This is a genomic window from Pedobacter sp. 05T44 (assembly GCF_056395985.1).
Genome location: NZ_JBFTKO010000029.1, coordinates 1 through 22736 on the forward strand (window position 1 = coordinate 1; position 22736 = coordinate 22736).

Annotated in this window: 23 protein-coding genes; 15 read left to right on the forward strand and 8 right to left on the reverse strand. The window is 38.1% G+C overall.

Features of this window, described 5'->3' with window-relative positions; all coding sequences use genetic code 11:
• The 5 genes from AC1DDK_RS25025 to AC1DDK_RS25045 all read left to right on the forward strand — a co-directional run.
• Window positions 1–957: transketolase family protein (locus tag AC1DDK_RS25025; RefSeq protein WP_477611813.1), on the forward strand; the 957-nt coding region annotated here is incomplete at its 5' end.
• Window positions 958–984: 27 nt separating this feature from the next.
• Complete coding sequence (locus tag AC1DDK_RS25030; RefSeq protein ID WP_172661208.1) at window positions 985–1545, forward strand: RNA polymerase sigma factor; 561 nt, start codon at window positions 985–987, stop codon at window positions 1543–1545.
• A 34-nt stretch (window positions 1546–1579) separates the two neighbouring features.
• Window positions 1580–2107 (forward strand): hypothetical protein, encoded by a 528-nt coding sequence (locus AC1DDK_RS25035; RefSeq protein ID WP_337717147.1) that lies wholly within the window; start codon window positions 1580–1582, stop codon window positions 2105–2107.
• Window positions 2108–2119: 12 nt separating this feature from the next.
• Window positions 2120–2566, forward strand: a complete 447-nt coding sequence (locus tag AC1DDK_RS25040; RefSeq protein WP_172661210.1) for a hypothetical protein — start codon at window positions 2120–2122, stop codon at window positions 2564–2566.
• A 35-nt stretch (window positions 2567–2601) separates the two neighbouring features.
• Window positions 2602–3795 (forward strand): aspartate aminotransferase family protein, encoded by a 1194-nt coding sequence (locus tag AC1DDK_RS25045; protein WP_172661211.1) that lies wholly within the window; start codon window positions 2602–2604, stop codon window positions 3793–3795.
• On the opposite strand, the gene AC1DDK_RS25050 is transcribed toward AC1DDK_RS25045, so the two are convergent.
• From AC1DDK_RS25050 to AC1DDK_RS25065, 4 genes are all read right to left on the reverse strand, one after another.
• Window positions 3792–4712 carry a DUF58 domain-containing protein gene (locus tag AC1DDK_RS25050; protein ID WP_172661212.1) on the reverse strand — a complete coding sequence of 307 codons (921 nt, stop codon included), beginning with the start codon at window positions 4710–4712 and terminating at the stop codon, window positions 3792–3794. The genes AC1DDK_RS25045 and AC1DDK_RS25050 overlap by 4 nt on opposite strands.
• A 62-nt stretch (window positions 4713–4774) precedes the next feature.
• Window positions 4775–5095, reverse strand: coding sequence for a thioredoxin (gene trxA, locus AC1DDK_RS25055; RefSeq protein WP_048907690.1), 321 nt, complete (start codon window positions 5093–5095; stop codon window positions 4775–4777).
• 150 nt (window positions 5096–5245) lie between these two features.
• Window positions 5246–9673: a DNA polymerase III subunit alpha gene (gene dnaE / locus AC1DDK_RS25060; RefSeq protein WP_337717149.1), complete on the reverse strand. Its 4428-nt coding sequence runs from the start codon at window positions 9671–9673 to the stop codon at window positions 5246–5248.
• A 94-nt stretch (window positions 9674–9767) separates the two neighbouring features.
• Entirely contained in the window at window positions 9768–10250 is a 483-nt protein-coding gene (locus tag AC1DDK_RS25065; RefSeq protein ID WP_172661214.1) for a lipocalin family protein, read from the reverse strand.
• Window positions 10251–10398: 148 nt separating this feature from the next.
• Between AC1DDK_RS25065 and mdh the strand changes: the two genes are divergently transcribed.
• Window positions 10399–11337 carry a malate dehydrogenase gene (mdh, locus tag AC1DDK_RS25070; RefSeq protein ID WP_477634156.1) on the forward strand — a complete coding sequence of 313 codons (939 nt, stop codon included), beginning with the start codon at window positions 10399–10401 and terminating at the stop codon, window positions 11335–11337.
• 24 nt (window positions 11338–11361) lie between these two features.
• Window positions 11362–11784: a retropepsin-like aspartic protease gene (locus AC1DDK_RS25075; protein WP_172661216.1), complete on the forward strand. Its 423-nt coding sequence runs from the start codon at window positions 11362–11364 to the stop codon at window positions 11782–11784.
• A gap of 238 nt (window positions 11785–12022) precedes the next feature.
• Here the strand turns inward: AC1DDK_RS25075 and gyrB are convergent, their stop codons facing one another.
• Window positions 12023–13981 carry a DNA topoisomerase (ATP-hydrolyzing) subunit B gene (gyrB, locus tag AC1DDK_RS25080; protein ID WP_172661217.1) on the reverse strand — a complete coding sequence of 653 codons (1959 nt, stop codon included), beginning with the start codon at window positions 13979–13981 and terminating at the stop codon, window positions 12023–12025.
• 214 nt (window positions 13982–14195) lie between these two features.
• Between gyrB and AC1DDK_RS25085 the strand changes: the two genes are divergently transcribed.
• From AC1DDK_RS25085 to AC1DDK_RS25095, 3 genes are all read left to right on the forward strand, one after another.
• On the forward strand, window positions 14196–14792 hold the full coding sequence (locus tag AC1DDK_RS25085) for an OmpH/Skp family outer membrane protein (RefSeq protein ID WP_172661218.1): 597 nt from the start codon (window positions 14196–14198) through the stop codon (window positions 14790–14792).
• Between the two features lie 64 nt (window positions 14793–14856).
• Window positions 14857–15339 (forward strand): nucleoside deaminase, encoded by a 483-nt coding sequence (locus tag AC1DDK_RS25090; protein ID WP_172661219.1) that lies wholly within the window; start codon window positions 14857–14859, stop codon window positions 15337–15339.
• A 77-nt stretch (window positions 15340–15416) separates the two neighbouring features.
• Window positions 15417–16142 carry an EcsC family protein gene (locus tag AC1DDK_RS25095; RefSeq protein ID WP_288884128.1) on the forward strand — a complete coding sequence of 242 codons (726 nt, stop codon included), beginning with the start codon at window positions 15417–15419 and terminating at the stop codon, window positions 16140–16142.
• Here the strand turns inward: AC1DDK_RS25095 and AC1DDK_RS25100 are convergent, their stop codons facing one another.
• Entirely contained in the window at window positions 16143–16544 is a 402-nt protein-coding gene (locus AC1DDK_RS25100) for an RNA-binding S4 domain-containing protein (protein WP_172661221.1), read from the reverse strand.
• Window positions 16545–16673: 129 nt separating this feature from the next.
• On the opposite strand from AC1DDK_RS25100, the gene AC1DDK_RS25105 reads away from it, so the two are divergent.
• Window positions 16674–17492, forward strand: a complete 819-nt coding sequence (locus AC1DDK_RS25105; protein ID WP_048907289.1) for a 2,3,4,5-tetrahydropyridine-2,6-dicarboxylate N-succinyltransferase — start codon at window positions 16674–16676, stop codon at window positions 17490–17492.
• A 32-nt stretch (window positions 17493–17524) separates the two neighbouring features.
• Here the strand turns inward: AC1DDK_RS25105 and AC1DDK_RS25110 are convergent, their stop codons facing one another.
• The gene (locus tag AC1DDK_RS25110; RefSeq protein WP_337717151.1) at window positions 17525–18667 is read right to left on the reverse strand and encodes a glycosyltransferase family 4 protein; all 1143 of its coding nucleotides are present in this window, start codon (window positions 18665–18667) and stop codon (window positions 17525–17527) included.
• A gap of 99 nt (window positions 18668–18766) precedes the next feature.
• Between AC1DDK_RS25110 and AC1DDK_RS25115 the strand changes: the two genes are divergently transcribed.
• The 4 genes from AC1DDK_RS25115 to miaA are packed head-to-tail and all read left to right on the forward strand — an operon-like array spanning window position 18767 to window position 22394.
• Entirely contained in the window at window positions 18767–19333 is a 567-nt protein-coding gene (locus tag AC1DDK_RS25115; RefSeq protein WP_172661223.1) for an L-threonylcarbamoyladenylate synthase, read from the forward strand.
• A gap of 26 nt (window positions 19334–19359) precedes the next feature.
• Entirely contained in the window at window positions 19360–20766 is a 1407-nt protein-coding gene (locus AC1DDK_RS25120; RefSeq protein WP_288884133.1) for a CCA tRNA nucleotidyltransferase, read from the forward strand.
• 57 nt (window positions 20767–20823) lie between these two features.
• Window positions 20824–21477: an IS1096 element passenger TnpR family protein gene (locus tag AC1DDK_RS25125; protein WP_477634157.1), complete on the forward strand. Its 654-nt coding sequence runs from the start codon at window positions 20824–20826 to the stop codon at window positions 21475–21477.
• A gap of 8 nt (window positions 21478–21485) precedes the next feature.
• The gene (miaA, locus tag AC1DDK_RS25130; RefSeq protein ID WP_172661226.1) at window positions 21486–22394 is read left to right on the forward strand and encodes a tRNA (adenosine(37)-N6)-dimethylallyltransferase MiaA; all 909 of its coding nucleotides are present in this window, start codon (window positions 21486–21488) and stop codon (window positions 22392–22394) included.
• Here miaA and AC1DDK_RS25135 read toward each other — a convergent pair.
• Window positions 22391–22705, reverse strand: a complete 315-nt coding sequence (locus tag AC1DDK_RS25135; protein ID WP_048907295.1) for a DUF3467 domain-containing protein — start codon at window positions 22703–22705, stop codon at window positions 22391–22393. The two genes, miaA and AC1DDK_RS25135, sit on opposite strands and share 4 nt — an antisense overlap.
• Window positions 22706–22736: the final 31 nt, after the last annotated feature.

Genomic DNA, 22736 nt, shown 5'->3' on the forward strand with positions numbered 1-22736 from the left:
AAAAAATATACATACACTGAAAAAAAAGATACCCGCTCTGGTTTTGGAGCAGGATTACTTGAAGCAGGTAAAAAAAATCCTGAAGTAGTTGCACTATGCGCAGACTTAGTGGGCTCTTTAAAAATGGATGCCTTTATTAAAGAATTCCCAGAACGCTTTTTCCAGATTGGTATTGCTGAGGCAAACATGATTGGTATTGCAGCCGGTTTAACCATTGGTGGTAAAATTCCTTTTACAGGAACTTTTGCCAATTTTTCTACAGGCAGGGTTTATGATCAGATCCGCCAATCGGTAGCTTATTCTGACAAAAACGTAAAAATATGTGCTTCCCATGCTGGATTAACCCTTGGGGAAGACGGTGCAACTCACCAGATTCTTGAAGACATAGGCTTAATGAAAATGCTTCCTGGCATGACTGTAATTAACCCTTGTGATTATAATCAAACCAAAGCCGCTACTATTGCTATAGCTGAGCATCATGGACCAGTTTATCTGCGTTTTGGTCGCCCTGTAATCCCTGTATTCACCGATCCTGATCAAAAATTCGAAATCGGTAAAGCATGGATGGTAAATGAAGGTACTGATGTAACCATTATTGCTACCGGACACATGGTTTGGAAAGCCATTGAAGCTGGTGAAAAATTAGCAGAAATGGGAATTGATGCTGAAATCATCAATATCCACACCATTAAACCTTTAGATGAAGCAGCAGTTCTGAAATCTGTAAAGAAAACAGGATGTGTGGTTACTTGCGAAGAGCACAATAAGTTTGGCGGATTAGGAGAAAGCATTGCAAGATTACTTTCAACTGAGCTTCCGTCTCCTCAGGAATTTGTTGCTGTTAACGACAGCTTCGGGGAAAGTGGTACTCCTGATCAGTTAATGACTAAATACGGATTAGATTCAATTAATATTATTGAAGCAGCTCAAAAAGTAATTAAAAGAGCAAAAAAATAAATTACCTATCCAACCAAAATAGAATAAATGAAGCAGGTTGAAGATTCAGAGATTTTAGAGAAGTTCTCAAACACAAAAACTCGCGATGAAGCCTTTAACCTGCTTTTAAATAAATATCAACAAAAAATTTACTGGCACATCCGACGCCTGGTAATTGATCATGACGATGCGGATGATCTGGTACAGGATGTGTTCATTAAGGTTTGGAAAAATCTCGATTCTTTCCGCAGCGACTCGCAGCTTTATACCTGGATATACAGGATTGCTACCAACGAATCTATCACCTTTCTCAATAAAAAGAAACAAAGAAACAATACTCCTTTAGACGAGGTATCTGATGAACTGGCAGAGACCCTGATAGCTTCATCTTATTTTAATGGGGATAAAATACAGCTAAAACTACAGCAAGCATTATTAACTTTACCTGAAAAACAAAGACTTATATTTAATATGAAATATTTTGATGAACTTAAATATGAGGAAATTTCGGAGATCACTGGCACCAGTGTAGGTGCTTTAAAAGCCTCTTTTCACATAGCTGTAAAAAAAATTGAAGTTTTTATGCTAAATGAAGACATTACCTTTTAAACCTTTTGGCAATTAATGCATCAATACATTTGTAATGAAACAAGATTTTGAAAACGATGAATGGATGAAGGGAGTTCGGGAAACCGGGTTTACTACTCCTGCGCATTATTTTAATGAATTGAGCGAAAGTATCAATGCCAGAATTAGTACTGAAAAATTAAAATCTGTTATTCAAAATGATGGGCATACTGTACCAGATCATTACTTTGAAAAATTGCAAGCCAATATTTTAGCAAAAACAGTAGGTGAAACAAAACCAATTGCAAAACCTAAAGTTATACGCTTATGGAATTCCCATCTCGTTAAGTACGCTTCGGCAGCCTGCTTTTTATTAATAACTGGCGTAGGTTTGTATTTCAACCAACAGCAAAGCCCTGCGCAACAAACAGTTTCTTCAGATTTGGCCACAGAGCAAATGTTATACGACATAGATGAGCAAGTAATTATAGATCACATTAGCAGTACCGATATTACACAGCCTAAGTCCACAGTAGCAGATACTGATTTAGAAAATTATATACTAACTAATTATTCGCAGAATGAGCTTGCAACAAGTTTATAATTTATAGAAGAAATGAAAAATTTAACCATTATAGCATTCCTTTTCGCATTTCCATTTCTTGCAATGGCACAAAAGCCAGATGACAAGAAACGCGAAGAAATTGAATCTTATAAGATTACTTATTTAACGCAAAAACTTGAGCTTTCAGCTGAAGAAGCTAAGATCTTCTGGCCAATCTACAATGATTACCAAAAAGAACAATCCCAACTGCGTAAAGAACGTGGACAAAAGATGATCAGTTTCAGAAAAATGCCCGAAATTGATGAACTTTCTGATAGCGAAGTGCAAACACTTATTGTTAATGATTTTAGCTTTAAACAAAGAGAACTAAACCTCGACAAGAAATATTACGCAAAACTAAAAGCGAGCTTACCCATTAAGGTTATAGGAAAATACTATAGAGCACAGGAAACCTTTAAACGCGAACTACTATCAAGATACCGTAATAAAAGGCCTTAAAAAGGTGTGTAGCAAAATAATTCTTAACTTTGTGTATGCTTACACAACGTCAGTTATTTCTTCAACATAACGCTCAAACCACATTAGAACCTCTTCTTTTAGAATTCAATAAAGCCAGCGGAATGTATCTTTATGATACTGAGGGCAAAAAATACCTCGACTTAATTGCCGGCATTGGCGTTAGCAATGTTGGCCATTGTCATCCTGCCGTTGTGGAAGCAGTAAAAAATCAGGCCGAAAGTTACATGCATATCATGGTATATGGCGAGTTTGTTCAAAGTCCACAAGTCAATTTTGCCAAAGCCCTTGCAGATGTTCTTCCTGCCAATTTAAATTGTACTTATTTTGTAAATTCCGGAGCAGAAGCCGTGGAAGGCGCAATGAAGCTTGCAAAACGCTATACAAATCGTACAGAGATTATTTCCTGCAACAATTCCTATCATGGCAGTACTCAAGGTGCGTTAAGCTTAATGGGCAATGAGGAGTTTAAACAAGCCTACCGCCCTTTATTACCTCATATTAAATTTATTGAATACAACTCCCTAACTGATCTGGATCTCATCACTACAAATACCGCAGCAGTATTTATTGAAACCATACAGGGTGAAGCAGGAATTAGAATTGCCGATAAAGCCTATTTTAAAGCGCTTAGAGAGAAATGCACTGCTACCGGTACATTATTAGTGCTTGACGAAATACAATGCGGTTTTGGACGAACTGGTAAACTATTTGGCTTTGAACATTTTGACATTGTACCTGATATTCTTTTACTGGCCAAAGGTATTGGTGGCGGCATGCCTATCGGCGCCTTTATCAGTTCAAAAGAGATCATGATGACTCTGGCAACCAACCCGATACTTGGCCACATTACAACCTTCGGCGGTCATCCTGTTAGCTGCGCCGCTGGCCTGGCAACATTACAGACCATTCTTCACGAAAATATTGTTGACGGGGTAACTGAAAAAGGTGAGCTATTTAAGAAATTACTGGTACATCCGGCAGTAAAGGAAGTGCGTGGTAAGGGTTTAATGATTGCCATCGAGTTTGAGAACTTCGAAACAAACAAAAAGATCATTGATGCTTGCATTGCTGATGGCGTAATAAGCGACTGGTTTTTACATTGCAGCAACTCTATGCGTGTAGCCCCTCCACTAATTATCAGCAACGAGGAAATTGAATACGCCTGTTCTGTTATTTTAAAGAATACCGAACTGGCAACAAATCCTTAGCTCATCTTTTGTCTTTTAATGAGGTAGGCCTGCAATATGGGATAAAACCCGGCAGAAATATCGGCATCAATCATATCGATCTTATATTGAGTGCACTTAAGCTGAATAGCTTGTCTATAACTGTTCATTTTTAACAGATACGATTCTTTTACTTTGGATGTATGCGCCTTAAGAGTGGCACCGGTTTCCATGTCTACAAACTCATAGGGTCTGTTCTCAAAGCCGAAATCTACTTCCTTTGATTTATCGGTAACATTAAAAATAATTACTTCGTGCTTGTTAAACTTTAAATGTTGCAGTGCAGAAAACAACGCTTCAGTTTCGTTCTCATCCTGCATGGTATTCAGCATATCACTAAAAACTACCACTAATGAGCGTTTATGAATCAATTCCGCTATCTGATGCAATGCCTGATCTACATTAGTTTTTACATCCATCTTTTGAGATTTTAATATCCCTTCCAGATGTGTAAATAAATATTTTTGATGTGTCGTAGTAGATTTCGCCGGAGTATTTAATAATAAATGATCTGTAAAAAGACTAAGACCAAAGGCATCACGCTGCCGTTTTAATAAGTAAATTAATGCTGCAGTGGCTTGTATCGAAAAATTGAGCTTATTGTATTCGTTTACCGGAAAATACATAGAAGATGATACATCTATGATAAACTGGCAACGAAGGTTGGTTTCCTCTTCGTACCTTTTACTGAACAGTTTATCTGTTCTGGCAAACAGTTTCCAGTCAATATTCTTTACACTATCACCCACATTGTAAAGCCTGTGCTCTGCAAATTCAACCGAAAAGCCATGAAATGGACTCTTATGAAGACCGGTAATAAAGCCTTCTACCACCTGTCGGGCAAGAAGTTCTAAATTACTGTTAAAGTGTAAGGATTGTTCATCAAACGGCGATTGCATATTGTAAATATAAAAAAAGCGTTCATAAGTTATGAACGCTTTTTAAACTAGTATATGTTGAGTTATAATAACTGCTTATCTAATTTCTGTGCTAATACAGATTTCGGAACTGCACCAACTTGCTTATCTACAACCTGACCGTCTTTAAAGTACAACAATGCAGGAATGTTGCGGATTCCGAACTGAGTTGAGATCTGAGGGTTGTTGTCTACATTCACTTTACCCACGATTGCCTTTCCTTCGTATTCTTTTGAGATCTCATCCACTGATGGTCCAACCATGCGACATGGACCACACCATTCTGCCCAAAAATCAACCAAAACGGGTTTATCTGATTTTAATACAACTTCCTCGAAGTTTGCATCTGTAATTTCCAAAGCCATAATTCTTATTTTTATTTTATTTTTTTCTATTGAAATCAGCGGTTAAAAGCCTGTGGCATAAACTCTGTGAGTATAAACTTATCAGGCTATTGCTGATGCAAATATATAATCAATTGTAGTGCCATCTACTTTACTAATGCCAAAATGACATTAGTTCAACTTAGGATGAACATCCAAACTCTGCAATTGTTCTAAAAGTTGATTACTAGGATTGATTTTAACCGACTTAGAAGGCATTTTAATGTTCACATTCTGTTCCCTATCATAAACCTCAAAAAGTAGCTGGCAATTTTGTTGATCAGTATTGGCCTTATTGTCTTCTAATATCGCATTAATTTGAGTCATAAAGTCATCGTCTATCCTTTCAAGCGGTACCTGAATTGTTACAGACTTGGCTAACTTATCCCTTAATTCCGAAAGCAGGTTAATCGAAGTGATCTTAAACTCCCAATCGCCCTCTTTTCTAAACCGTTCTCCAACCCTTCCGCGAATCTGCAGAAAATAACCATCAGTAAGAAACTGCTTAAATTTAATGAAATCATCACCAAACAAAGCAAGCTCACAGCTGTCATCATAGTCTTCAAAAACCATAGTTCCAAAAGGCTTTCCGGTTTTGGTCATCCTTTGAGCTGCCACCACTACCAATCCTCCTACAACTAATTCTCTGTTTTTTATCCCTTCAAACTCTGCAAGTACCTCTTCATTTGTATCACCAGTTCTTATTTTGTTAATCACAGAAAGATGCTTAACCTTTTGCTGGCAAAATTCCTTTAATTCTAAACGATAATTATCAAGTGGATGGCCACTCAGAAATATCCCAATAGCATCCTTTTCAAATTTCAACCGATCAATTAAACTCCATTCCGGTGCAACAGGAAGTGATGGTTCTGAAATCATATCGGCAACCGAACCTCCAAATAGAGACGATTGAGATGAGGATTCATTATTTGAAAAATCGTTGGCAAACTTGATAAGCTTCTCAATACCGTTCATTTTCTCATTTAAACCCACAAAAAAGTACTGTGCACGATGATAACCGAAGCCATCAAATGCACCACTATAAACAAAGCTCTCATATGCTTTTTTGTTTACAGTACGAGTATTGGATCTTTTAGCAAAATCATGAACATCTTTGTACATACCATTAACATTACGCTCTTCGATAATACTTTCTACCGCCTTATCACCAACTCCCTTAATACCAGATAAACCAAAACGAATTTCACCTTGAGTATTTACAGAGAACTTAATGTCCGACTCATTAACATCCGGGCCTAGTACCTGAACTCCCATTTGTTTACACTCTTCCATAAAAAAGGCAACCTGTTTAATGTCACTCATATTGTTTGACAGCACAGCAGCCATATATTCGGCCGGATAATGAGCCTTTAAGTAAGCCGTTTGGTAAGCAATCCATGCATAACAGGTAGAGTGCGATTTGTTAAAGGCATAGGATGCAAATGCTTCCCAATCTTTCCAAATCTTTTCAAGCGTAGCGGCGTCGTGTCCTTTCTCTGCGGCCTGGGCTACAAATTTAGGTTTCATCTTATCCAGTACATCCTTTTGTTTTTTACCCATTGCCTTACGCAAAACGTCGGCTTCACCTTTGGTAAAACCTGCAAGTTTTTGCGATAAAAGCATCACCTGCTCCTGATATACGGTAATACCATAGGTTTCCTTTAAATATTCTTCGCAGGCATCAAGGTCATACTTAATCTCTTCTTCTCCGTTTTTCCGGCGCACAAAGCTTGGGATATACTCTAAAGGTCCAGGACGATACAGCGCATTCATGGCAATTAAGTCGCCAAAAACAGTAGGCTTCAGCTCCTTCATGTATTTCTGCATTCCGTTGCTCTCGTACTGGAAAATACCTATGGTTTCTCCCCGTTGGAAAAGCTCATATGTCTTTTCATCATCGATAGGGAAATTATCAGGATCAAGATCTACCCCATGGCCGAGTTTAACAAGCTTTACTGTATCCTTAATAAGGGTTAGCGTTTTTAACCCCAAAAAATCCATTTTTAACAAACCCGCACTTTCCACAACAGAGTTGTCGAACTGCGTTACATACAGATCAGAATCCTTAGCTGTAGAAACAGGAACGAAGTTCGTAATATCATCAGGCGTAATAATTACCCCGCAAGCATGTATACCTGTGTTACGTAATGATCCTTCCAGAATCTGTGCCTGAAGAATGGTTTCGGCACTTAGGTTTTTAGCTTCAGATAATACCTTTAATTCTAAAACCTTTTCATATTCATCTGCTCTTAAAGCACCTTTTAAAGTCTTTTCATCAAGCGTAAATATTTTGGCAAGCTTCATATTAGGTATGAGCTTGGCTATTTTATCAGCTTCAAAAAGTGGCAGATCCAGTACACGTGCAGTATCTCTGATCGAAGATTTTGCCGCCATGGTACCATAAGTAATGATCTGAGCAACCTGGTTTGATCCATATTTTTTAATTACATAGTCCATTACCCTGCCACGGCCCTCATCGTCAAAGTCGATATCAATATCGGGCATGGATACACGATCCGGATTCAGGAAACGCTCAAAAAGGAGGTCATATTTAATCGGATCTATGTTGGTGATCCATAAGCAATATGCAACCACCGATCCCGCAGCTGAACCACGACCAGGTCCAACAGAAACATCAAGGTTTCTTGCTTCAGCAATAAAATCCTGTACAATAAGGAAATAGCCTGGATAACCTGTTTTTTCGATAGTCTGCAACTCGAAATCAAGTCGCTCAATAATTTCCGGTGTAAGCTCGCCATACCGTTTTTTAGCACCTACATAAGTTAGATGACGCAGGAATTTGTTTTCTCCACGTTTTCCTCCATCTTCTTCATCCTCGGCAACTAGAAACTCTTCGGGGATATCGAACTTAGGCAAAAGAACTTCACGGGCGAGTTTATAGATCTCAATTTTATCTACAATAGACTGTATGTTTAAGATTGCTTCAGGAAGATCAGCAAAAAGTGCCTTCATCTCATCCGAAGATTTGAAATAGTATTCCTGATTAGGCAAACCATACCGAAAACCTCGGCCACGACCTATTTGTGTAGCTTGTTTCTCACCATCTTTTACACAAAGTAAGATATCATGCGCATTTGCATCCTTTTTACTAATGTAATACGTATTGTTGGTAGCAACAATTTTCACATCATGCTTGCGCGCCAGGGAAACAAGAGAAACATTTACAATATTCTCATCATCCTGATTGTGGCGCATAAGCTCGATGTAAAAATCGTCGCCAAATTGTTCTTTCCACCATAGCAAAGCTTCTTCTGCCTGACGCTCTCCAATATTCAGTAATTTACTAGAAATCTCTCCATAAAGATTTCCTGATAATACGATAATATCTTCCTTATACTGTTCAATAACCGCTTTATCTATCCTTGGAACATAGTAAAAACCTCTGGTATAGGCAATGGACGACATTTTTGCCAGATTATGATAGCCATTTTTATTTTTGGCCAGCAATACCATCTGATAACCATCATCTTTACGTTTTTTGTCTTCATGGTTCTCGCATACAAAAAACTCACACCCAACTATTGGTTTTAAAACAACATCAGTAGGTTCCTCTCCTTTTTCTACAGCAGCAGCATTTTTAGCCTCTATGGCTTTATTATGATTGAGTACCTGGGTTACAAAATGAAAGGCTCCCATCATATTTGCATGATCGGTCATCGCTACAGCTGGCATTTTCTCGGCGGCCGCCGCCTTTATAAGCGCAGGAATATTAATGGTCGACTGTAGAACAGAAAACTGCGTATGGTTATGTAAATGCGCAAAAGAAGCGTTTTTAAGCTCTTCTTTATTACCTGCGAGTTCCTGTTTAGAAGGTCCACCGCTGGTTTTTTGCAACCTTTTCCTGATATCATCAGAGGCCGACTTAAGGTTTATATGTGTTAAACCGATGCGGTTTATTACCCCTGGGTTCTTTTCTTTAAAAAGACGTAAATAGTTCTGGTCTGTCTGTAACTGATCAGGTCGGAAGGCATCAATTTTGAGAAGTTGAAAAAAGCAACGTGTGGTTGCCTCTACATCGGCAGTGGCATTGTGTGCTTCCGAAAATGGCTCACCAAAAAGGTATTCGTGAAGTTCCGTTAAATTAGGTAGTTTAAACCTGCCTCCTCTACCCCCGGGAAGACGCAACAGCTCGGCCGTAGTTTCTGTACAGGTATCAAGAACAGGCATCTGTGCCATCGGACTTTCTACACCCATCCTATGAAACTCGCATCCCATAATATTAACGTCGAAACCAATGTTCTGACCTACAATAAATTTTGCCTTAGAAAGTGCAATATTAAACTTCTCTAACACCTCCTGTAATTCAATTCCTTGTTCCTGCGCAAGTTCAGTTGAAATGCCGTGAATACGTTCGGCATCATAAGGAATATTGAATCCGTTAGGATTTACAAGATAATCCTGGTTTTCGATAAGATTACCAAACTCATCATGAAGCTGCCATGCAATTTGAATACACCTGGGCCAATTATCTGTATCAGTAATCGGGGCATTCCAATTGCGTGGTAAACCTGTAGTTTCGGTATCAAAAATCAAATACATATTGTAATCAAATTACTCGTTTCGGAATTCAAGAATGGAAGTCCAAAAATAGGTATTTTTTGACTGTGATGTAAGGTGTTTCTAAATTTTAAGATCAGGCTAGTGCTGCATCAGCACAAGAAAGAATGTGATGTTCCTGAGAAACAAGCTTTGAGGTATCATAACCGCGCTGCCCACACCTGTCAATAATTTCTGCAAGTAGTTTATCAGCCATGCCCGGTTTACGCGATAGAATAGAAAGATGCCTGTGCTTAGGATGCCCAACCACGGCATACGAATAATCATCGGCCAGTTCCACTACCCAATAGTCAACTTTAAAAGGCCATACATATTGAGCCTTTAAAATAGCATTATTACTGCCCCTGGTTACAAAAAGTTTTGATCGGGTATATCTTTGCTCATCAGTCCCAACAACTTTATATGTTGTAAATACAGCATAGTAACCATCGGGGTGTATTACATAAGTTTCGGTAGTTTGATACCAGTCTTTATCCATAATAGTAGGTATGGAACATAGCGAATACCATTTGCCTGCATAAGACATTATATCAACTTTTTGTACTGGTATATTTTCCATAAGCCCCCCTATTTTTTCACTCGATTAGCAAATGTAAATTCTTTATCATAAAACCAGCAATAAAGAATAAAGTTTTAAAAACCATTTTTTAAACTCATGTATTTTTCTAACTTCGAAGGGAAGGTAACATATGTAAAAAACTATATTTATGAAGATAACGGTTGTAGGTGCAGGTGCCGTTGGCGCTACCTGTGCAGATAATATTGCCAGAAAAGAATTAGCTGAAGAGCTAATTTTACTGGACATTAAAGAAKGTTTTGCAGAAGGCAAGGCAATTGATATGATGCAAACGGCCGCTCTATTAGGCTTTGACACTAAAATTACCGGTGTTACCAACGATTATGCCAGCACGGCAGGATCTGAAGTTGTGGTTATAACTTCGGGCTTACCACGTAAACCGGGCATGACTCGCGAAGAGTTAATTGGAATTAACGCCGGCATTGTAAAAGGCGTTGCCGAAAATATCTTAAAACACTCTCCTGACACCATTATCATCGTGGTTTCGAACCCGATGGACACCATGAATTATCTCGCCTTAAAAACTTCAGGACTACCTAAAAACCGTGTAATAGGAATGGGTGGTGCTTTAGATTCATCAAGGTTTAAATATTACTTAAGTCAGGAATTAGGCTGTTCTCCAGCTGACCTGAATGCCATGGTTATTGGCGGTCATGGAGATACAACTATGATTCCTTTAATTAACCATGCCACCTGGAATAGCATCCCTGTTACTCAATTCCTAAGCAAAGAGCAACAAGAAAAAGTTGTTGCCAGCACCATGGTAGGCGGTGCTACTTTAACTAAACTAATTGGCACATCGGCATGGTACGCACCCGGTGCAGGTACTGCTGCAATGGTTGAAAGCATTGTACGCGACCAGAAAAAACTGATCTCATCCGGCGTGTTCCTTGAAGGAGAATACGGACAAAAAGATATTTCATTGGTTGTTCCGGTAATTCTTGGTAAAAACGGTGCCGAAAAAATACTAGATATTAAATTAAGTGATACTGAACAAGCTACATTTAACAAAAGTGCTGATGCTGTTCGTAACATGAATGACGTACTTTATGAAATGAAACTCGTTTAAACGAGGGTATACAGATCTGCTTAAATGAGACCAATCTCAATACCCTTAATATTAATAAGCTTACAAGACGACGGTTTCCACCTGCTGGTGGAAATTGTTGTTTTTGGACAAAAGTTATTTGCCGTTGTTGACACAGGAGCGTCCAGGTCAGTTTTTGACAAAACCTTTGTTAAAGAACACCTTAAGGAACTGGAACATAGCGAAGAGACACAGGCCACTACATTATTCTCTACCTCAAGTACATTGCAAGCGATAATACCGGCTATAAAAATTGGCAGCCTTGTATTAAAGGATTACGAAACAGTAGCACTGGATTTGGAAACCGTAAACCAGGCGTATGAGAATCTGGGCCACCCACCTATTATTGGAATTATAGGGAGCGATTTGCTCTTGAAATATCAGGCAGTAATTAACTATAAAAAGATGAAACTATTCCTTTATAAGTAAATATTTAAAATATTTCTTATAGGGATCAAACAGGGAGTTAATAGGGGGTTGATAGGGGCAATTCTCTATTAACTCCTTTTAGTATCCGTTTAAAAACCCTTGTTGTTTCTTATAATCTATTTTAAGGAAGAATCCAATTCCTCATAGATAAATGGCACCAAAAAATCGATTGGACAAAAAAAGAGGATGTATCATAATCATGACCATCCTCTTTTACATATTCTTGAAAGCTTAAAAATTAAGCATCAATTTTAGCATACTTAGCATTTCTTTCAATAAACTCTCTTCTTGGCGCAACATCATCGCCCATAAGCATAGAGAATGTATGATCGCACTCTGCAGCATTTTCAATTGTTGCCTGCATTAATGTACGCTTTGCCGGATCAAGAGTTGTGTCCCACAGTTGCTCCGCGTTCATCTCTCCCAAACCTTTGTAACGTTGAATATGTACGCTTTCTTCTTTACCAGCACCTTTTAAACGCTGTACGGCAGCATCACGTTGCTGGTCATTCCAGCAATATTCAAATTCTTTACCTTTTTTAACCTGATACAGCGGAGGAGCAGCGATATAAACATATCCGGCCTCTATTAAGGCTTTCATATACCTAAAGAAGAAGGTAAGAATCAAAGTGGTAATGTGAGATCCATCGATATCAGCATCCGTCATGATTACGATTTTATGATAGCGAAGTTTGGTAAGGTTTAAGGCTTTATCATCCTCTGGAGTACCAATACTTACGCCAAGAGCAGTAAACATATTTTTGATCTCATCATTTTCGTAGATCTTATGTTCCATTGCTTTTTCAACATTCAGGATCTTACCTTTTAGAGGCAGGATGGCCTGGAAGTTACGATCTCTACCTTGTTTGGCAGTTCCACCTGCGGAGTCTCCCTCCACCAGGTATAGTTCGCATTTTTCCGGATCGCTATCTGAACAATCGGCAAGTTTTCCAGGAAGGCCCGAACCTCCCATAACGCTCTTGCGCTGTACCATTTCACGAGCTTTACGCGCCGCAGCACGGGCAGTAGCGGCAAGAATTACTTTATTAACAATTGATTTAGCTTCTCTCGGATATTCTTCAAGGTAAATACCAAGGGCCTCACCTACTGCGATATCAACCGCACCCATAACCTCAGAGTTACCTAATTTAGTTTTAGTTTGCCCCTCAAACTGAGGCTCCTGAACCTTAACAGAAATTACTGCAGTTAAGCCTTCTCTAAAATCATCACCGGTGATTTCAAATTTAACTCCTTTAAGCAATCCTGATTTATCAGCATACGCTTTTAAAGTTCTGGTTAAACCTCTTCTAAAACCGGCAATGTGTGTACCACCCTCGTGTGTGTTAATATTGTTTACATAAGAGTGAACGTTTTCTGCATAGCTGTCGTTGTACTGCAAAGCAAGTTCAACAGGAATACCATTTTTGATTCCTTCAACATAAATTGGTTCAGCAATTAGCGACGGACGATTGCCATCAAGGAACTGAACAAATTCTTTCAGTCCACCTTCAGAATGGAAAAGTTCTGTACGGAAAGTTCCATCGTTATTTACTTCCCGCTCATCAGTAAGGGTTAATCTGATCCCCTTGTTCAAGAAAGATAGCTCTCTTAATCTTGAAGCCAGTGTATCATAACGATATTCTGTAGTTTGTGTAAATATAGTAGGGTCAGGCGTAAAGGTCACTATAGTGCCACGTTTATCGGTTTCGCCAATAGATTTTACTTCGTATAGTGGTTTACCAATATTGTATTCCTGTACCCAAATTTTTCCTTCTCTATGTACTTCTGCTCTTAAATGGGTTGACAATGCATTTACGCAACTTACCCCCACCCCGTGTAAACCCCCAGATACTTTGTAAGTATCCTTATCGAATTTACCACCGGCGTGTAGAACTGTCATTACAATTTCTAGTGCGGATTTCTGTTCTTTTGTGTTAATTCCTGTTGGAATACCACGTCCGTTATCTTCAACTCTTATCGAGTTATCTTCAAGAATATTTACATAAATGGTATCGGCGTGTCCTGCCAATGCCTCATCAATCGAGTTATCTACAACCTCATACACCAGGTGATGTAAACCTTTAACTCCTGTATCGCCTATATACATCGAAGGGCGCTTCCGCACCGCTTCTAAACCTTCTAAAACCTGTATATTATCTGCCGAATAATTTGAATTAGGATCCTTTTCTTCGCTCATATTTTTAAATAAAACAATTAGACTCAAATTTAACCATTTATGGCCAATTAACGGCAAATGTGGATAACTATTTGACTTAAAACAGCCAAAAAACATCCGAAAAAAAACAGTTCTTTAGGATACTAAATTTGAAATTTTATATTTGTTGAAATTTATCACTCAGAAATGGGCAAGAGGATAGGTTTATAACCCAGAAAAAACAAATTAAACACTAATGAAAACAAAATCAACATTAGGCAGTATAGCTACTGCTGTAGCCATAGTTTCTTTAATGGCATCTTGTCAGAACAAAGAAGAGAAGGCTGGCGCAGCTACTAAATCTGAGCCAACTACTGTTTCAAATAATGAGAAAATTGTTTACGTGAACTCTGATTCATTACTAACAAAATATCAGTATTTTAAAGACATTAAAGTAAAATTAGAAGCAAAATCTAAAACAGCACAAGCTGATCTTGGGTCAAAACAACAAGCGTTTCAACGTGAGGTTGCTGCTTACCAACAACAGGCAAATACTTTACCCGCTGATCAAAGAGCTAAAACTGAAGAAAGATTAGCACGTAAACAACAAGAATTACAGGCATATCAGCAAAATGCTGGTGCTGCACTTCAAACTGAACAAGCTACTGAAAACGAAAAACTTTACGATAAAGTTGCTGATTACTTGAAAGGTTATGCAAAAAAGAAAGGCTATAAAATGGTGTTGACTTACTCTAAAGGAAACAGTGCAATTTTATTTGCTGACGAAAGTTTAGATGTAACCAGTGAGGTTATTATTGGACTAAACGATACTTACAAACCAGCAACAAAATAATGCTGATTTATTAACATATATGTGCCCCGAATTATCGGGGCATTTTTTTTGCACCACGATTAATATGGACAAATTAAAAGAGCACGAGAAATTCATGAAGCTGGCGATTCAGCTTTCTGAAGAAAATGTTTTAGAAAAGATGGGTGGCCCTTTTGGTGCCGTTGTGGTAAAAAACGGGAAAGTTATTGCTAAAAGTGCCAATATGGTTACAGCAAGTAACGACCCTACAGCACATGCGGAGGTTGCTGCGATAAGACTGGCCTGTAAAAAACTTAAAACATTTGATTTAAGCGGATGTGTGATCTATACTAGTTGTGAACCATGCCCTATGTGCCTAAGCGCTGTTTACTGGGCAAGGATTGACACTATCTATTACGCAAATACAAAAATAGACGCAGCAGATATAGGCTTTAGCGACAAGTTCATTTATGATGAAATTCATAAATCTATGGCTGACCGTGTACTTCCTTTTAAGCAAATGCTTAGAGATGAGGCTCAAAGAGCCTTTAAGCTTTGGAGTAAAACTGCAGAGAAGACAGAATACTAATCTTTTCTGTAACTTGGAACTGCCTTGTCACGTCTTATACCAAACAGTGTAATGACAATGCCAAAAAACCCTGCAGAATGGACAATTACAAGCAAAAAGTAGAGATTGAACTGGAGTTTTGGAAAAGGGATATTCTTAAGAAACCATCTGCTTTGAGCAAGGTTACAGATGGTATTCAGAAAAAGATAAACACCTATATTCCCGACAAGGTTCATAATGCAATTACTGCTGCCATTAAGGGAATGACAAAGGCTGTTCTTTTTGGTTCTACTTATACTACTTCTTCCACCCCTCCAATGGGAATGAGTTTGATTCATAGGGAAGCGCTGGTGCGCGAAAAAATAGACGGTTACTGTAAAACCGGAGCTGCTGAAGGGGGGATAACCGGGGCCGGAGGTTTTTTAATGAGTATGGCCGACTTCCCAATTCTTGTTGGCATTAAAATGAAAATGCTTTTTGAAATTGCTGCTTTATATGGTTTCGATGTAAAGGATTTTCGGGAACGCTTATACATTCTTTACATTTTCCAATTGGCTTTTTCAAGTAAAGAAGGTGCCGCAAAGGTATTTCTGCATATGCAGGACTGGGATCAAAAATTAATTGTACTACCGGAAAGTTCTGACAATTTCGACTGGAAAACGTTTCAACAGGAATATCGCGATTATATTGATATTGCTAAGCTGGCTCAGTTGCTACCTGTAATAGGTGCCGCTGTTGGGGCGGTTGCCAATTATCAGCTGATTAAAAAATTAGGAAAAACGGCCACCCAGGCTTATCGGATGCGTCTGATAAAAAAGGAATAACTACTCTTCTTCTTCAAACATCCCCCCTATCAAATCGTCGGTTTCGCGCCTATCCTTTTTAGTTGGTCGGCCAGACCCTCTGTCTCTTTTTAATGCAGGAGCATGGAACATGGATTTGAATGCATGTGTTTCTTCGACCGGGGTGATGTCTTTGTATTTAGTTACGGCAATTTTAGATTCTACCCTGTTATACAAAAGTTCCACTACCTCTATTAATTTTTTTTCTATCCCTTTTGATACCTGGTAAACATCACCAGGTTTTACGATAGCAGATGGCTTAAGATTTTGACCATTAAATTTAACGCGACCTGCCTTACAGGCCTCTGTGGCTAAACTTCTGGTTTTAAATAATCTTATTGCCCACAAGTATTTATCAATACGTAATTTTTCCTTTTCAGTCATAAAAAATCAAAAATACATAAGAACCATCAGGAATTGATAAATACGAATAAAAAAAACAATAATTATATGGCAAAAAACAATGCGCTATACATAAAATTCATTTATTTTGTCAAAAAATAAACAAACAACATGATAGCAGAATTAAAAAAGTTAGTAGAAGCCGCTTGGGAAGACAGAACTTTATTAGAATATACGGAACATTGTGAAGCAATTGAAACCGTAGTTATGCAGTTAGATAAAGGTGAATTGCGCGTGGCTGAACCTATTCTAAATTCATGGGGTGTAAATGAATGGATCAAAAAAGCTGTTATTCTTTACTTCCCCATCAGACAGATGAAAGTAACTGAAACAGGACCTTTTGTGTTTCATGATAAAATGAAACTAAAAACCAATTATAAAGAACTTGGAGTAAGAGTAGTACCTGGTGCTAGTGCACGTTATGGCGCTTATCTGGCTAAAGGTGTAATTATGATGCCTTCTTATGTAAACATCGGTGCTTATGTAGATGAAGGTACTATGGTTGATACATGGGCTACTGTTGGTTCATGTGCTCAGATTGGAAAACATGTTCACTTAAGTGGTGGTGTTGGTATTGGTGGCGTTCTTGAACCGATCCAGGCTGCACCTGTTATTATTGAAGACAATTGCTTTTTAGGATCAAGAGCTATAGTTGTTGAAGGTGTTCGTGTTGAAAAGGAAGCTGTATTGGGAGCAAACGTAGTACTAACTGCATCTACAAAAATTATAGACGTTACCGGAAGCACTCCGGTTGAGTATAAAGGTATTGTGCCGGCTCGCTCTGTGGTTATCCCGGGAACTTATGCTAAACAATTCCCAGCTGGTGAATATCACGTTCCATGCGCTCTAATTATTGGCAAACGTAAAGAATCAACTGATAAAAAAACCTCACTTAATGATGCATTAAGAGAAAACAACGTTTCAGTATAAGAAGCTTAAATTTATATTAAGAGCCTGTATCATTATTTATGATCAGGCTCTTTCATTATAGCCTGATAGGTCTTTATGACTTGTTCTGCACAGTTTTTATTGCTGAACTTTTCGGCATGTACAAATCCTTTTTTGATCATGTTCTGCACTTCCTCTCCCCCCTTTAATATCTTTAACATACAATCTGCAATTTCAGCATAGCTATCAGGATTAACGTATAACGCGGCATCGCCACCTGCTTCTGGCAAACAACTAACTGAAGAGGTAATAACGGGCACGCCTACGCTTAAAGCCTCTAGTACCGGGATACCAAAACCTTCAAAATAGGAAGGATAAATCAATGCCTCCGACAGGCTATATATTGCTGGCAGATCCGCAGAGCTAATATCAGAAAGAAAGATTATTTTACTGTTCAGGTTATTTTTTTCAATGAAACTGTCAACCTCGTTTTTATATTTACCACTCCCCTTTCCAATCACAATTAAATTAACTGCTGTATCCTTTACTAACATTTGAACCGCTTTACAGACATTGAGCAGGTTCTTTCTTTCTATAATAGAGCCAACGGAAAGGAAAAACTTTTCTGGCAGGCTAAATTTATCAGCTACTAATCGCTTATGATTGTCCGAAATTGATGGGTTAAAGCTGTTATCGCAACTTTGGTAACAAACATCAATTTTATTTGGATCTGTTTGATAAAAGTCTACGATATCTCTCTTGGTTTGCTCACTAATTGCAATTACCCTGTCGGCATACTGGCAGGCATGTTTAAATTTTCTTCGATAGATTTTAACATCTAAAGGGTTATGCTGTTCAGGGAAGTGTTCATAAATCAGATCGTGTATGGTAACTACCGACTTAATAGGTGTTTTATTTATACCTACCGGAATTTCGTGACTTAGTCCATGATAAAGCTCGATACCAAGATCCAGTAAATCCTTTATCATCCATTTGCTCCTCCATAAGGATGAAAGTTTGCGGGAGAAAAATCCTTTAGGTAAAACCTGATGTATATTATTATTTTCTAGTGAATATTTTTTTGAAGGTTTAGGGTTTAACAAAAAATATTCATTATTAGGATAAAGCCGGGACAGGTCCTGGATCAATGTCCTGCTATAGTTCCCTAACCCTGTATTATTATGATAGGCTCTCTTTGCATCGAAGGCAATTTTCATATCACATTTAAAATTGAGGCGAAATATACAACAAATTAAAAACTGAGGTCAATAAAAAACGAAATTTGCCTACTTTTATAGACTAAAAGAAACTCATATATGTTAAATGATCAGATTAAACAGGCGCTGACTGTACTAAAGGATGGTGGTATAATCCTTTATCCTACCGATACAGTATGGGGTTTGGGCTGTGATGCTACCAATGAGCAGGCTGTAGAAAAAATAAATGCCATCAAAGGACGCAGCAATGATAAGAGTTTTATCATTTTATTAGATACTGATGCTAAACTGCAGAGCTATGTTACCGAAATCCCTGATGTTGCCTACGATTTGATTGAATATGCTGAAAGTCCGCTAACCATTATTTTTTCAGGAGCAAAAAACTTGGCAAAAAATGTAATTAATGTTGATGGAAGCGTAGGTGTAAGAGTTGTGAAACATGATTTCTGTGAACAGTTAATACAACGCTTCCGTAAGCCCATCACCTCCACTTCTGCCAATATATCCGGAGAACCTACTCCAAAGTTTTTCGATGAGATAAGTGATGAGATTAAGGATGCGGTCGACTATATTGTTGACTGGGAGCAAGACTTAAACGTTGATAGAAAACCATCAACTATAATGAAATTAGCTCCCGGAGGACAGTTTTCCTTTATTAGAAGGTAAGTTTTACTACTTTTGCAAACTCAGTAATGGAAAAACACCTACAACATCCTGTTTTTAAAGTTCTTGCAGGGATAGCTGCGAAACACAACATTGAAGCTTATGTTATTGGCGGGTATGTACGCGATATTTTTTTGCAAAGGCCATCAAAAGACATCGATATAGTTGTACTTGGAAATGGAATCAATTTTGCCGAATTAGTTGGTGCACAACTGAAAACCAAAGTAGCTATTTTCAAGAATTTCGGTACAGCAATGCTTAAATTTCAGGATCTGGAAATAGAATTTGTAGGTGCAAGAAAAGAATCTTACCGCGCAAACTCACGCAAGCCAATTGTCGAAAATGGTACAATTGAAGATGACCAGCTCAGACGCGATTTTACCATAAATGCGCTGGCAATTTCTTTAAATAAAGATAATTACGCAAGTCTCATAGATCCTTTTAGCGGTATAGAAGATCTTAAGAATAAATTAGTCAGAACTCCTCTGGATCCTGAACTTACTTTTTCTGATGATCCTTTGCGTATGATGCGTGCCATTCGCTTTGCCAGTCAGCTTGGTTTCACTATTGATGAAGCTGCAATAAACGCTATCAAAAAACAAAAAGAACGTATCAGTATCGTTTCAAAGGAACGTATTACTGATGAACTTAATAAAATTATTCTATCTCCCTTACCCTCAATAGGCTTTAAGTATTTATTTGATACCGGTTTATTGCACCTGATATTTCCTCAAATGGCCAACTTATATGGCGTTGAGATCATTAAAGGGAAAGGGCATAAAGATAACTTTTACCATACCTTGCAGGTTCTCGACAATATTTGCACCGTAACTGATGACCTGTGGTTGCGCTGGGCTGCAATTCTACACGATATTGCCAAACCGGCGACAAAACGTTTTGAAGAAGGTCATGGTTGGACTTTTCATGGCCATGAAGATAAAGGCGCACGCATGGTACCTCAAATCTTTGGTCAGCTTAAACTACCTCTTAATGAAAAGATGAAGTATGTTCAAAAGCTGGTCCAACTACACCTACGCCCTATCGTACTGGCACAGGAAGTAGTAACCGACTCAGCAGTTAGACGGTTATTGTTTGATGCTGGAGAGGATATTGAAAGTTTGATGTTGCTCTGCAATGCTGATGTAACGACCAAAAATGAGTACAAGGTAAAAAAGTATAGAAACAACTTTGAATTGGTTAAGCAAAAGCTCAAAGATGTTGAAGAGCGCGACAAGATCAGAAATTGGCAACCACCAATTTCAGGAAATGACATTATGAAGGTATTCGGCTTGGGAGCAGGAAAAGAAGTGGGAATCATCAAAAACGCCATTCGTGAGGCCATTTTGGAGGGAGAAATAACCAACTCTTACGAGGAAGCTTTACAGTTTATGCTTAAAAAAGCAAAGGAACTGGGGCTTTTACCAGTAACTCATTAATACAATTATATAAAGTATATTTTATTTTTTAATTTTATAGCTAGAAAATAAGCTCAAATGGCAATTTATAGATTTAGAATAAGTTTCGAAGATTTCKATGAAGTAGTAAGGGAAATAGATATTAAATCGACCCAAACATTTGAAGATTTACATAAAGCAGTTCACCGCTCAACCGGTTATTCTGCCGAAAAATCTTCTTCCTTTTTTGTGAGCACAGATAATTGGATAAAAGGCGATGAAATAGCCTATTTGCCTAATCAGCGTAAAACTGATCGGGGCGTAGCATTAATGGAAAATTCCAAATTAAGCAGCTTCATTGAAGACCCGCATCAAAAATTCTACTACATATATAATTTTGACCGCCCCTTTGATTTTCATGTTGAACTGATAAAGATCATCCTGGAAACAGATCCTAACATCGAATATCCATACCTTGTTAAAAGTACTGGAGAGGCCCCTAAAATTATCGACAAGAATAATTTTGGATCGGTTGCCGTATCTTCAAATCCGGTGTCTACAGATTTCGATTTCCTAAATGAAATGGATTTTGTCCCTGAAGACACGGATGAAATCGAAGCAATGGGTGGCAGAGGAATTAACACGGAAGAGAAGGATGAGGATGCTGAAGAGGAATCGGAAGACGGAGCAGATGAATTCTCTGATAATGACAACTACGAAGACGAAGAATACAATAGCAAAGAGGATTATTAGTGCCGGCTATGGCATCAGGTAAAACTTTAATTGTTATTGTAGGCCCAACTGCAATAGGTAAAACTGCCTTAGCTATCGAAATAGCTAAGCAGTTTTCTACCGAAATAATTTCTGCAGACTCCAGACAATTTTTTAAAGAGATGGAAATTGGTACTGCTAAACCTTCTGCCGAGGAATTAGCTGCCGCGCCACATCATTTCATTAATTCACATAGTGTAAATACATTATTTAGTACCGGTGACTTTGAAATACAAGCGCTTAAACTAATGGATGAATTGTTTAAAAAGCATGACCTTTTGGTTATGGTTGGAGGTTCAGGTCTTTATATAGATGCTGTATGTAAAGGTTTGGATGATCTTCCTGCCACTGATATCAACATTCGTGAACAACTTAATGAGCAGCTCGCAACAGAGGGGATTGAGGCAATAAAAGATCAGTTAAGCAGGGATGATCCTGAATATTATGCTAAAGTGGATCAATCTAATCCCCAACGAATGATAAGGGGTCTGGAGTTTTTTCTTTCAACCGGAATGAAATTATCTTCTTTTCTTACCAACAGTAAAAAAACAAGACCCTTTAATATCATTAAAATTGGTTTAAATACAGACCGTGCAATACTTTACAATAGAATCAATTTAAGGGTTGATCTGATGATGGATGCGGGTTTACTGGATGAAGTAAAGGCCTTAAAGGATTATAGAAGCTACAATGCTTTAAATACCGTAGGCTATTCTGAACTTTTTGCCTATCTGGATGGAGAAATTGACCTTGAACAAGCTGTAGATAAAATCAAACAAAATACACGTCGTTTTGCCAAAAGGCAATTAACATGGTTTAGAAGAGATGACCACACCACTTGGTTTGAGCCAAACCGCACTGATGAAGTCATCACTTTCATTAAACAGGCATTGGCTTAAGCCTGAGCTGTTGGCCCACCAAAGTTCATTGGAAAACCCGGAGGCTCTTCCTGAGTCTTAATACGTCCGTTTATAGCTTCATATTTTTCTATATTATCCTGCATTGCAGCTAACAATCTCTTTGCATGCTCCGGGGTAAGAATAATACGTGACTTTACCCTTGCTTTAGGAACACCTGGCATTACTCTTATAAAATCGAGCACAAACTCTGTATTAGAGTGAGTAATAATAGCCAGATTAGAAAATATACCCTCTGCTATTTCTTCAGAAAGTTCTATGTTTAGTTGGTTCTCGTTATTTTGTTCTTCCATATAACAAACTTAGATATTTTTTATAGTATAA